Source organism: Deltaproteobacteria bacterium, assembly GCA_016874755.1.
GTDB lineage: Bacteria > Desulfobacterota > Binatia > UBA9968 > UBA9968 > DP-20.
The window spans coordinates 46,878-59,135 of the sequence record VGTH01000022.1 but is presented as its reverse complement, the minus strand read 5'-3'; the positions used below and the strand labels follow the sequence as shown (position 1 = coordinate 59,135).

Below are 12,258 nucleotides of genomic sequence, written 5' to 3'. Positions count from 1 at the left end.
CCAGTGGCGGAAACCCAAGCAATTGTCAAAGGACTAAAAGATTACATTCTTAAAGAATTTTTGCCCGGCGAAGATCCCGAAGAGTTGACCGAGGCGACGCCGCTGATCAGCGGCGGTATTTTGGACTCTCTGGCGACGTTGAAATTGGTTGCCTTCGTCGAGGACCGCTACAAAATCAAGCTTCAAGCCCACGAGGTCGACATCGAGCATCTCGACTCGATCGCACGCATCGGCAAACTGGTGGAAAGCAAATTGGGCTGAGGTGGAGCGTCGTGAAAAGGTCGTTGCACGAATATTTTGCCGAGAGTGCTCGGGCGCACCCGGCAGCGCTCGCGGTGGTCGCGCCGGGACGCGGCTCGATGAGCTATGGGGCGCTCGATCGACTGAGCACTGCGCTCGCCGCTCGCTTGTTGCAGTTGGGTGTCGCGCCCGGCGACCGTGTCGGCTTCATTCTGCATAAGTCCATCGACTCGCTGGCGACGCTTTTGGCCATTTTGAAAGCGGGCGCGGCTTACGTGCCCGTCGACCTCAACGCGCCGCTCGCGCGCGGCGGCTATATCCTCAACGATTGCGGCGTCAAAGTCGTGGTTTGCGAAAGGCAACTTGCCGACGGCCTGGCGAAGGAAATCGCGGCCCTGGGCGGCCAGCCGGAGTTTATCGCCGTCGATGACGTCGGCGCCGGGCAAGGGCTGAACAACGTTGTGGCAGGCATCGCGGCCGAAGCTCTGAACAAGGTGCGCGCTGTTGCTGTGCCGCAGCTAGACGAACTCGCCTATATCCTTTACACGTCGGGCTCCACCGGCAAACCCAAAGGGGTGATGATCTCGCACCGCAACGCCATGAGTTTCGTCGATTGGTGCGCCGATGCGTTTGATCCGAGGGCGGCGGATCGCTTTTCGTCCCACGCGCCGTTTCATTTCGACCTATCGATTCTTGATATCTTTCTCAGCTTGTCGAGCGGCGCCACGCTGGTGTTGATCCCTGAGGACATCGGCAAGGAGCCGGAAAAGCTTGCGCCGCTGATCGCCGCCGAACGCATTTCGATTTGGTACTCGGCACCGTCGATTTTGAGCTTTCTCGTGCAGTACGGCCGCCTGGAAAACCATGACTACAGCGCACTGCGCCTGGTGTTGTTTGCCGGCGAAGTGTTTCCGGTCAAGCACCTGCGCGCGTTGTGCGAGCGCTGGCCCAGGCCGCGCTATTTCAATCTTTACGGGCCGACGGAAACCAATGTTTGCACCTACTACGAAGTGCCGTCGCAAATACCGCCAGAGCGGACCGAGCCGTTTCCCATCGGCAAAACCTGCGAGCACTTGCGCGCCGTCGCGGTGGACGAAGTCGGTGCGGTCGTCAAAGCCGGTGAGCGCGGCGAGCTGTGCATCGCCGGGCCGGCGGTTACCGCAGGTTATTGGAATCTTGCCGAAAACACCGCGCGCGCTTTTCTCGATCGCGCCGATGGGCCGTGGTATCGCACCGGCGATATCGTCGTCGAGCAGCCCGACGGCGATTACCTTTTTGCCGGGCGGCGCGACCGCATGGTGAAACGGCGCGGCTACCGGGTCGAGCTGGGCGAGATCGAAGCGGGTCTTTATCGCCATCCGATGCTGAAGGAAGTGGCGGTGCTGGCGCTGGCCGATCAAGAGGCCGGCGTGCGCATCCGCGCGTTTCTGAGCTGCCACGACGGTAAACGGCCGTCGATCATTCAGCTAAAAAAATTCTGTGTCGACGTCTTGCCGCCCTACATGGCGCCGGACGAGTTCGTCTTTGAGGCCGCGCTGCCGAAGACTTCCACTGATAAAATCGATTACCAGAAGCTCAAGGAGCGCCCTGGATGGATTTCTCCCTTTCAGAAGAACAGCAAATCTTAAGCGAGACCATCGACAGGTTCGCTGCCAAAGAGCTTAACCGCGACAATCTCGAGCGCGATCGCGATCATGTGTTTGCGCGCGAGCTTTGGCTCAAAGCCGGAGAAATGCGCTTGCAAGGTTTGCCGGTGCCCGAGGAGGACGGCGGCAGCGGCTTGGATCCACTGACGACGGCGATCGCGCTCGAAGCGCTGGGCCATGGCTGCCGCGACAGCGGCCTGGTCTTTTCCATCTGCGCGCATCTGCTCTCCTGCGTTATTCCGATCTGGCAGTTCGGCAACGCCGAACAGAAAAAACGCTATCTCGCCGATCTTTGCAATGGCAAGTTGATTGGTGTCCACGCCATGACCGAAGCGGAGTCCGGCTCGGACGCATTTGCCATGCGAACCAAAGCCGAGCCCGACGGCAACGGCGGCTACCGCATCAAAGGCACCAAGACTTTTATCTCCAACGCGCCGGTCGCCGACATTGTCATCGTCTTTGCCGTCACCAATCCGGGAAAGGGCTACTACGGCGGCATCAGCGCTTTTCTGGTCGAAAAGGGCGCGCCCGGTTTCCAGTGCACCCAGACGTTCGAGAAAATGGGCCTGCGCACGGCGCCGCTGGGCGCGCTGGTGTTTGACGACGTCAGGGTCGGGCCGGAGGCGATCCTCGGCGGACTCGGCGCCGGCACGGCGATTTTTACCCACGCGATGGATTGGGAGAGGGTTTGTCTATTTGCCAGCCACGTCGGCACGACGCAGCGGCTGATGGAGCAGAGCATCTCCTTCGCGAAGTCACGCAAACAGTTCGGTCAGACCATCGCCAAGTATCAGGCGATTTCCCATCGCATCGCCGATATGAAAGTGCAGCTCGAAGCGGCGCGCCTGTTGGTCTACAAAGCCGCTTCGCTCTTGGATAAAACCAAAACGGTTTCCCTCGACGCGGCGATGGCCAAGCTGTTTGTCAGCGAATCCCTCGTGCAAACCGCTTTAGGCACCGTGCAGATTCACGGCGGCAATGGCTACATGGTGGAATACGAAATGGAACGGGCGCTGCGCGACGCCATCGGCAGCACGCTCTACTCGGGCACCTCGGAGATACAGCGCAATATTATTGCCCGATGGTTGGGGTTGTAGGAGGGGGCGGTTTAGATCCTTCGCTTCGTTCAGGATGAAGTTAGCTGCGTTGCAACACAGCCAACTTCAATTGCAGATCATCAAGTGAACATCCCGCGGCAGTCTTTTCATCAATCCCTTGATCACGTGGCCGCGCAGCATGTGATAAAACGCCGAGCGGCGCGACTGGCCGATGATCACCGAGTCGACGTCGAGCGCTTTGGCGGCGTTGGCGATCGCTTCGGCGGCGTTGTGCGACACTGCCCAGATCGGCACGATCTCGACGCCCTTGGCGCGCGCGTTTTGCAGCACGGCCTTGAGCGTCTGCACGCCTTGCTCGTTAGGGACATGGGGCGTCTCGCCGGCAAACAAGCCCGGCCATTCCTCGACGTAAATGCAATAAAGCGCCGCTTCGCCTTTGCCCTTGACGCGCGTGACCGCTTCTTGGACCAGGCTCGGGCTATCGTCGCGCACCGCCAGCAACGTGGTCGACGAGTAGAGCGGCTTTACTTCCACCGCTTCGGTGAGCGTCATCAGACCTTTGAGCTCATCTTCGACCAAGTCTTCCGAGGCGCGATAGGCGCGCGCTTGTAGCTTCTGAATAAACGGAATCTGGACGAGTAGATCGACGAACCAGGCGCGCCGCACGCCCATGGCGATCAATAGGCCGAGCAGTGTGACGCCGCCGCCGAACCAAGTGGCGAGCTGTTTTTCGATCAGGTTTACGCCCCATGCCACGATCACCATTACTGTGGTTAAAAATCCCAGCCAAAACCCGATATCGCGCCGGCCCAGGTTCCAACGAATCTTGTCGAGGCTGAGCGAAGAAAAGACAAACGCGCCAAGCAAACCGAAGGCGTACATGTCGCCCAAAATTTTCATCTGGCCGCCGCTCATGAGGATGATCAGCACCGGGACAATCGTAGCTATTCCCACGGCGATGTGTGGAGAATTAAATGTGGTGTTGCGCACCGCCAAGATGCGCGGCATGAAGTCGCCTTTGACCAAGGCGAGAAACACGTGATAGGCGCCGATGATCGCCGTGTTGGCGGCAAACAGCAGCAAGCTAGTAGCGGTCAACACCACCGCCAATTTCACGCCCAACCCGCCGACGATGGAGCCGAGTTCGGAGATGAAGCGCTCGCTTTCGGTGGCTTTGAAATGTTCCGGCAAAAGGCCGATCGAAAGCGCGGTCAACATCGGCGAAGTGACCACCATGGTAAACATCACGGCGCCCATCGCCCAACGAGTAGTTTTGCGCAGCGGCAGGCGCATGGTCGGGCTCAACTGGCTGATGCTTTCGAGGCCTGAGAACGCCAGCCAGGCCGATGCAAAGCCGACCAGCAGTTCGTAGGAAGATATCCCCTTGGCGGTGCCGAGCTTGCTGAGACCTGTCTGCCATTGGGCGCCATCCATATAGGCAAACGCCGCGCCCATGACGACGAGATTAACGAGAAAAGACGCGCAGGCCATCACCAGCGAGACCGCGGCGCTCTCGCGGATGCCGACGATATTCAATGCCGCGAGCACGCCGACGCCGGCGCAGGACAAAAGGACGATATGTGAATCGAGGGCAGGGAAGGCGCTGCCGAGATATTGAAAGCCCGAGACCGCCGAGATCGCGGTCGTAAGAAAATAATCGACGGTTATCAGCATGCCGCCCAGGCAACCCCACATGGGGCCGAAGGCTTTCGAGGTGATCGTCACGACGCCACCGCCCTCGGGGTTGCGCCAGGAGATTTCGATGTATTTGAACGAGAGTAGAATGAAGCCGGCGGTTGTCAGCAGCACAAAGAACGGCGTGGCATCTTTGACATGGCCATACATGATGCCGGGAACGTAGTAGACCGAAGTGCCAATGTCGCAAAAGACAACGGCCCAAGCCAAAAACCAATTGAGCTGGCGAGTGTCGTGAGTCGGCTGCATGACGTGTGCACGCGTGGACTGGCAATATAGAATCGCCGGCATTGAGATTCAATCGCACTAAAGGCGTAGGGGCTGGCAGCGTTCAGTTGAAGATCATCAGGTGGCAATCGCGCGGCAGTTTCCTGGTGAGCCCTTTGACGACATGGCCGCGCAGCATGTGATAAAACGCCGAGCGGCGCGACTGGCCGATCAAAACACTCTCGACGTCGAGTGCTTTGGCGGCCGAAGCAATGGCGTCGGCGGCGTTGTGCGACACCATCCAGATGGGTATCACTTCGACGTTCTTGCCGCGCAGATGCTGGACTGCGAAACGCAGCGTGCGAATGCCTTCCTCATTGGGACGGTGCGGCGTGTTGCCGTTAAGCAAACCGGGCCACTCCTCGACGTAGATGCAATACAGCGCGGTTTCGCCTTTGCCCTTGGCGATGTGGATCGCCTGTTGGAGCAGCGCCGGGGTCTCGCCGCGCAGCGCCACGAGCGTGGAGCCGGGATAAAGCGCTTTCAGCTCGGCGGCATCGGCCAGTGTGACCAAGCCCTTGAGCTCGTCATCCACCAACGCTTCCGAAGCGAGATAGGCGCGTGCCTGCAGCCGCTGGATGGCGGGAACCCGCGAGAGCAAATCGACAAACCAGGCACGCCGCACACCCACCGCGATGAGCATGCCCAGGATTGTGAGCGCGCCGCCGAAGAGGGTGGCCAGCTCTTTCTCGACCAAATTGACGCACCACGCCACCGCAAGCATGACCGTGGTCAGTGCGCCGATCCAAAAGCCGACGTCGCGGCGGCCGAGGCGCCAGCGGATGATGTCCAGGCTGAGCGAGGAAAAAACAAACGCACCGAGCAATCCAAACGCGTACATCTCGCCCAAGATGCCGAGCTCGCCGCTGGTGGCGACGATGACCGCGATCGGCACCACGGTGGCGACGATGATGGCGATGTGCGGGCTGTTAAAGCGAATGCTGCGCAGCGCGATGACGCGCGGCAGAAAGTCGGTGTTGGCGAGCGCGAGAAAGACATGGTAGGCGCCGATGATCGCGGTGTTGGCGGCAAACAGCAGCAGGCTGGAAGCGCTGACGACCACGGCCAGCTGCAAGCCAAAGCCGCCGGATACCGAAGCGATTTGCGAAATGAATCGCTCGCTCTGGGTTGCCTTGAACTCCGGCGCGAGCAGATTGATCGATAGCAGGCTTAACATGGGCGCCGTGATCAGCATGCTCGCCATGACGCCGTACATCGCCCAGCGGGTTGTTTTGCGCAGCGGCAGGCGCATGGCTGGGCTCAGCTGGCTGATGCTTTCCAGGCCGGAGAAAGCCAGCCACGCTGCGGCGAAGCCGACGAGCAAACTATGGAACGGCATTTCACGACCAGGCTGGAGGCTCTGCAGCATCTGGGTCCACTGGCTTGCGGAGAAATCTTTGACCGAAAACAAAATGACCAGAATATCGACGCCAAACGCCGCCACCGCCATGATCAGCGCGGCCATGGCGCTTTCGCGAATGCCGATGACGTTCAAGATCGCCAGTGCGACCAGGCCGGTGCAAGCCAATATGACGATATAGTTATCGAGCGCATGCACCACCGAGGCGATATAGTGGAACCCGGAAACCGCTGAGATCGCCGCCGTGAGAAAGTAACTGGTAGTGATCAGCATGCCGCCCAGGCAACCCCACATGGGACCAAAGGCCTTAGTCGTGATCGTGACGACGCCGCCGCCCTCTGGGTTGCGCCAGGTAATCTCAATGTACTTGAGCGCTAGCGGAATGAAGCCGAGGGTGGTCAGAAGAATGAAAAACGGAGTCTTGTCGCCGACGTTGCCGTACAAAATACCCGGGACGTAGTAGACCGAAGTGCCTATGTCGCAGAAAACCACGGCCCAAGCGAGCGTCCAGCTAAGCTGTCGAGTGTCAGAGGTTGCGGCCATGTGCGTGAAATAGGGTGATCTGGGAATGACGATGCAATCCGAAGGATCGCAGATAAGAGACGTCTAAGCTAAGACTCTTGCATTCCCTCAATGGTTAGAATTAAGATACGCGGAACGCCAACGATCTATGGCCTTACCTGTACAATACTTTCAAAAGCTCGTCGAGAGTTGCCCAGACATAATCATCTCCGTCGATAATCAGGGCACGATCACGTTCTACAACGACGGCGCGCGGCAAAACCTCGGTTTTGCCTATGAAGAGGTGCTGGGTAAGAACGTTTTGGAAATCTACCCGAGCATCGATGAAGCGCGCCGGGTGATGTCGGCCATGCGCGCCGACAACGAAGCTGGCAAGGGGCGGCTGCGCAACTTCGAGACCGCGTTTAAAACCAAAAAGGGCGAGAAGATTCCGGTGACGATCTCGGCGTCGATCATCTATGACGATAAAGGCAAAGAGGTCGGCTCCATCGGTTTTGCCAAGGATATTCGCGAAATTCGCCGGCGCGATCGTTTAGTAACGCTCGGTGAGATCGCCATCGGTCTGTCGCATGAGATCAACAACTCGCTCGAGGTCTTGGTCAACCAGACCGAGATGGTCAAGAAATACGTCGAGCGGGTGGCGACCGATGAGGATTATATCGTCGAGTCGGATCGCGTCGAGTCGATCGCTTCGCAAGTGAAAAAAATTCAGGACATTACTACGCGCATCGGCAGCATGGCCGAAGAAGGGGAATACGGGACCAAAGAGTATATCGGCGGCAAGTTGATGACCGATCTGCATGTCGACGGTGACGAAAAGCCATGCGAGCGGCCAAAGCCGGACGCGCGCTTCCCGTTAGGCGGCTTGCGCATTCTGGTCGTCGACGACGACGCCGGCATTTGCAGCTCGTTGCGCGAGCTGCTCGAAGCCGAACGCTGCTGCATCGAGACCGCTGCCTCGGGCGTCTACGCCATGGATTGGCTCGGCAAACAAAAGTTCGATCTCGTGTTGAGCGACGTCGTCATGCCCGACATGGACGGCTATCAACTCTACCAGACCGTCAAACAAACCACGCCCGAATTACCGGTCGTGCTGATGACCGCTTTCAACTACGACAAAGATCACATCATCAAGCGCAGCTGCTTGGAGGGTCTGCAAGGCGTGATCTTTAAAAAGCCGGTCAATCCAACCATGCTGAAAAAGGTTTTGCTCAAGCAATGCCGCCCCGAAGTCGCCGAATCCTTGCAATCGGCCAAAGTGCCGCTCGCCGCTAACAAAGTCGCCTAACAATTTACCGTGAATAAAGAAGACCTGTACAACCAGGGAATGGAGTTTTTCGCCCAGGAAAATCTTGGCGAAGCGATTCGCTGCTACCGGCAGGCGCTCGATGAAGACCCCGCCTACGCCGACGCGCTGCACGCGCTGGCGATGACCTACGCGCATCAAGAAAAGTTCGATGACGCCATCGCGGTCGGGAAAAAACTTATCGAAGTTGCGCCCGACGATGAGTTGGCCTACACCAGCCTGTCGATTTTCTACCAACAAAAAGGCATGATCGTCGAAGCCGAGCAGGTCGCCGCGCAAGCGCGCACCCTGGGTTGGAAACGGCAATTGGCCGAGCAAAAGAAAAACTGACCGGGTTTTCTTTACCCCTCTCGCCGCCGCGTTTGGTTTCCCCCGCAGCGACTCACGCCGTGGGTCGTCGGCCTGAACTACCATGTTTCTCAAGAACACTTTTCGGGCGTTTCGCCATCGCGATTATTTTATTTTCTGGTGCGGCCTGTTTCTCGGCCATTCGGGCACGTTGGTGCAGACCACGGCGCAGGCATGGCTGATTTTTCAACTGACCAACTCGCCATTTTACTTGGGCCTCGACGGCTTGTGCCTCGGCCTGCCGCGCGTGCTTTTCTCGGCGTTTGGCGGTGCAGTGGTCGACCGCGCCGATCGCAAACAGCTTTTCGTAATTACGCAAAGCGCGTTTTTCCTGATGGCCTTGTTTCTCGGCATTATGAATTATTTGGGCACCATTCAGGTCTGGCATATCTTGCTGGTTTCGGCGTTGACGGGCTTCTCGGTTTCCTTCGAGCAGCCGGTGCGCCAATCGATCTTGCACGACGTCGTACCGCGCAGTGATCTGCCCAACGCCGTGGCGCTCTATCAGATGATCTTCAATGGCTCGATGCTCTTCGGTCCGTCGATCGGCGGTTTGCTGATTCCGATCATCGACACCCAGGGCTGTTTCTTCGCCGCGGCGATCGGCAACCTGATCGTGCTGGTGACGATCTTCATGATCCGCATCCCAAAGACCAAGCCTGTGGAGCGGCGCGCCAGTCTGCTGCAGGATATGATGCAAGGTCTATCGCTGGCATGGAACACGCCGATCTTTCTGGCGCTTCTGTTGGGGCTCGGCGTCGTCAGCTTCTGCACCAAACCTTACACGCAGTTCATGCCGGTCTTTGCGCGCGATATTCTCAACGTCGGCGCTCCAGGTCTGGGGATGTTGTTGATGGCGCCCGGAGCTGGGGCGATTCTCGGCGGGCTGACTTTGGCTTCGGTGCGGCGCTTTCCAAAACCGCACCGGCAGCTGATCTTTCTCGCCACCGGTTTTGGCGTGGCGATTCTGCTGTTCGCAGTTTCTCAGGTGTTTGCGCTATCGCTAGTGTTCTTGTTTATCGCCGGCGCGTTTCAGACGACATTTCTGTCATCGACGGCGACGCTGTTGCAAGTGCACACCGACGAAAAAAATCGCGGCCGCGTCATGTCGCTGTTCGGTTTGATCAACCGTGGGCTGGGACCGATGGGGAGTTTCCCGTTTGGCCTGTTGGCGAGCTGGATTGGCGCGCCGTGGACGGTGGCGGGTTGCGGTGTGCTGACCGTTGTGTTGGTGGCTTACATCATTCGCCGTCAACCGGCGCTACGTGCGGCGCAACCGATTGGCGAGAGCTAAAAAAGAGCCCGCGCCCCAGCCCGAAGTCTGGGAGGCGGGCCCGCTTGGCTGAAGATTAGATCTTACCGTGCGCTTTGAGATGGTCGAGGCGTGATTGGACGATTTCCGCCAGGTCTTGGCTCTGCAGGCTGTCAGGGATTTCCATCACCGGCGAGCCCACTTGGGTGAGCTTTTCATTTAAGCCCGACAGGCCCGAGCGGATGCTGTTGTATTCATCCAAAGCTTGGCGGCAAGCCAAGATGTTGTTATCGATTTGTTCGAGACACTTGTGCAGCCGTTGGCTTTCCTGGGTAAAAGAGACGCGAATGTGCTCGCGGTTGGCGTGAATGATTTGCTCTTCGACCGGCCGAATTTGCTTGGCGATCTCGTTTTTCATGTCCTGCAGAGCTTGCAGCAGTCGTTCGTAGGATTGTTCTTCGTTCATAAGATCCTCCGGCATGTGTATTCGCGGACCCTGGCTCGTGTAGTTTTGTACTAGCGATTCGGAAATCTTCTTCTTGACAAGAGTCAACGCAGCTTGAGTATCGCGGATCTTCTCGTTGATGCGCGTTTCCTCGGCGATCAGCTTAGCCAACGTTAGAATCGGATCCGTTGCGGGGGGGATGCCATGGCTAGATGTTCTCCCGTTGTATTCTTTGCACCCTAAAGCGAAACCGGGCCCAAAGTGGAGAAAGTCTTATCGACTCTTGCACTAACTTTCAAGAGGGAAAATCGTTATTGGCGGTAAAAATTGTAGTAGATGTTCGGTAGGCTCTCACAAATCAAAATAATTCCTAGAAAGCTCCTTGAATGGCATTACTACCGGTGGTGGGATTCGTCGCGAAGCGGCTCCTCCAGCGTCCTCTCATCGAACTTGTAGCCCACGCCGCGCAGCGTCGAAATCCATTTTGGATTACTGTCGTCTTGTTCAATGGCTTTGCGCAGACGCCTAATATGCACGTCGACTGTGCGCGGCGTGACGAACGTGTCGCCGCCCCAAACGCGATCCAATAGTTGATCGCGGTTCAACACCCGGTTGGGATTCTGGACGAGGAAACGCAGCAGTTCGAACTCTTTTAGGGTCAGTTTGACCGGCCTGCCGGCGACTGAAACTTCGTAGGTGGTATAATCGATTTTCAGCTCACCTTACTGGTAGGCGGGCCGCTCGTTGCCCTTGACCATAAAGACCACCAGCTCGGCGATGTTGGTCGCGTGGTCGGCGATGCGCTCGATGTACTTCGAAATCGAGCTGATCTTGATCGCCCGGCTGATCGTTTGAAGGGTGGCACGAACGTCCTGTAAGTTTTGACTCAATAAATAATAGAAGCAGGAGCCGGCTCGGCCCCTGCCTCGCGGCGCGCCCTGACGGTTAGAGTCTGGCTTCGCGCTTCAGGAGATCTTCGATCTTGACGCCGATCTCGGCGGTGCCGTCAAACACGGTGCCGGTCTTATTCTTTTTCAGATGGTCCATGCCGATGCTGTAGGCTTTAGCCGGAAGGGCAACATACTTGACCTGCGGCACGAGCTTGGGGGCTTCTTTGAGGGAGAACTCAACGAACTCCCTCACTTCCGGTTTGCTGTCCATGGCCTTTTTGCTGACGTAGATGAAGATGGGTCGGGAGAGCGGCTGGTAGCTGCCGTCCTCGACCGCTTTTGCGGAAGGCGCTACGGGCCCCTTGCCGCCGTCGATGGCAACGCCTTTGAGTTTCTTTTGGTTTTCGACGTAGTAGGCGAAACCAAAGTAGCCGAGCGCATTGCGGTCGTTGGCGACGCCTTGCACCAGCACGTTGTCGTCTTCGCTGGCGGTGAAGTCGCCGCGGCTCGATTTGGCCTTGCCGACGATCGCTTCGGTGAAATAGTCAAAGGTGCCGGAATCGGCGCCAGGACCGAAAAGCTTGAGCGGCGCATTCGGCCATTCAGAACGGACCTGATTCCAGTTGGTCACTTTCCCTTGAGCGCCCGGTTCCCACATCTTCTTGAGGTCAGCCACTGTCAGTGATTTAACCCAGTCGTTTTTCGGGTTGACGATAATAGTAAGCGCGTCATAGGCCACCGGCAGCTCGATGAACTCAACGCCGCTGCCTTTGCAGGCTGCGATTTCCTGTTTCAAGATCGGCCGCGAAGCGTTGCTGACGTCGGTTTCGCCGCGGCAGAATTTTTTGAAGCCGCCGCCGGTGCCGGCGATGCCGACGGTGACTTTCACCTTGCCCTTCTTGGCTTTCTGAAATTCTTCCGCCACCGCTTCCGTGACCGGAGACACCGTGCTCGATCCGTCGACTTGAACAATCTGCGCCCGCGCGTAGGAGCTGAACCCTAAGCCGGCGGCCAACCCAAACGCTAAAATTGTATTCTTCATCTGGTTATTTCCTCCTTGTCAAAAAATAGGTTTGCTTTGTTACAACTGTGTTTCGCCCACATGAATCGTTGATGAACTACCGATCTCTACTTGAAGCTGTTCTTCACCTCCTTGAAGGGCTGCTTTGTGAAAGTCAGTTTTACTTTTTCGACGCGAAGGCAAAGAAGATTTGTTAACGGCGCGTGAA

At 57.7% G+C, this 12,258-nt stretch carries 12 protein-coding genes; 6 read left to right on the top strand and 6 right to left on the bottom strand.

What is annotated here, in order from left to right; genetic code table 11:
- The first annotated feature begins 21 nt into the window (after positions 1–21).
- Genes FJ145_14685 through FJ145_14675 form a run of 3 tightly spaced genes read left to right on the top strand, consistent with a single transcriptional unit; the run spans position 22 to position 2,983 of the window.
- Positions 22–261 (top strand): acyl carrier protein, encoded by a 240-nt coding sequence (locus FJ145_14685; GenBank protein ID MBM4262663.1) that lies wholly within the window; start codon positions 22–24, stop codon positions 259–261.
- A complete protein-coding gene (locus FJ145_14680) occupies positions 144–1,868 on the top strand; it encodes an amino acid adenylation domain-containing protein (protein MBM4262662.1) in 1,725 nt (574 codons plus the stop codon). Before FJ145_14685 ends, FJ145_14680 begins: the two co-directional genes overlap by 118 nt.
- Positions 1,832–2,983, top strand: a complete 1,152-nt coding sequence (locus tag FJ145_14675) for an acyl-CoA dehydrogenase (protein ID MBM4262661.1) — start codon at positions 1,832–1,834, stop codon at positions 2,981–2,983. Before FJ145_14680 ends, FJ145_14675 begins: the two co-directional genes overlap by 37 nt.
- A 66-nt stretch (positions 2,984–3,049) precedes the next feature.
- Here FJ145_14675 and FJ145_14670 read toward each other — a convergent pair whose 3' ends face one another.
- Positions 3,050–4,930: an amino acid permease gene (locus FJ145_14670; GenBank protein MBM4262660.1), complete on the bottom strand. Its 1,881-nt coding sequence runs from the start codon at positions 4,928–4,930 to the stop codon at positions 3,050–3,052.
- Between the two features lie 40 nt (positions 4,931–4,970).
- Positions 4,971–6,809, bottom strand: coding sequence for an APC family permease (locus FJ145_14665; protein ID MBM4262659.1), 1,839 nt, complete (start codon positions 6,807–6,809; stop codon positions 4,971–4,973).
- A 127-nt stretch (positions 6,810–6,936) separates the two neighbouring features.
- Here FJ145_14665 and FJ145_14660 point away from each other — a divergent pair, with 127 nt between their 5' ends.
- From FJ145_14660 to FJ145_14650, 3 genes are all read left to right on the top strand, one after another.
- Positions 6,937–8,076 carry a response regulator gene (locus FJ145_14660; protein ID MBM4262658.1) on the top strand — a complete coding sequence of 380 codons (1,140 nt, stop codon included), beginning with the start codon at positions 6,937–6,939 and terminating at the stop codon, positions 8,074–8,076.
- Between the two features lie 9 nt (positions 8,077–8,085).
- Positions 8,086–8,424 carry a tetratricopeptide repeat protein gene (locus FJ145_14655; GenBank protein MBM4262657.1) on the top strand — a complete coding sequence of 113 codons (339 nt, stop codon included), beginning with the start codon at positions 8,086–8,088 and terminating at the stop codon, positions 8,422–8,424.
- Positions 8,425–8,506: 82 nt separating this feature from the next.
- Positions 8,507–9,736 carry an MFS transporter gene (locus FJ145_14650; protein ID MBM4262656.1) on the top strand — a complete coding sequence of 410 codons (1,230 nt, stop codon included), beginning with the start codon at positions 8,507–8,509 and terminating at the stop codon, positions 9,734–9,736.
- A 55-nt stretch (positions 9,737–9,791) separates the two neighbouring features.
- On the opposite strand, the gene FJ145_14645 is transcribed toward FJ145_14650, so the two are convergent.
- The 4 genes from FJ145_14645 to FJ145_14630 all read right to left on the bottom strand — a co-directional run bounded on the left by FJ145_14645 (position 9,792) and on the right by FJ145_14630 (position 12,071).
- Positions 9,792–10,160 carry a hypothetical protein gene (locus FJ145_14645; GenBank protein MBM4262655.1) on the bottom strand — a complete coding sequence of 123 codons (369 nt, stop codon included), beginning with the start codon at positions 10,158–10,160 and terminating at the stop codon, positions 9,792–9,794.
- A gap of 374 nt (positions 10,161–10,534) precedes the next feature.
- A complete protein-coding gene (locus FJ145_14640; GenBank protein MBM4262654.1) occupies positions 10,535–10,855 on the bottom strand; it encodes a winged helix-turn-helix transcriptional regulator in 321 nt (106 codons plus the stop codon).
- Between the two features lie 6 nt (positions 10,856–10,861).
- Positions 10,862–11,029: a hypothetical protein gene (locus FJ145_14635; protein ID MBM4262653.1), complete on the bottom strand. Its 168-nt coding sequence runs from the start codon at positions 11,027–11,029 to the stop codon at positions 10,862–10,864.
- Positions 11,030–11,084: 55 nt separating this feature from the next.
- Positions 11,085–12,071, bottom strand: a complete 987-nt coding sequence (locus FJ145_14630; GenBank protein MBM4262652.1) for a PstS family phosphate ABC transporter substrate-binding protein — start codon at positions 12,069–12,071, stop codon at positions 11,085–11,087.
- Between the last annotated feature and the right edge of the window lie 187 nt (positions 12,072–12,258).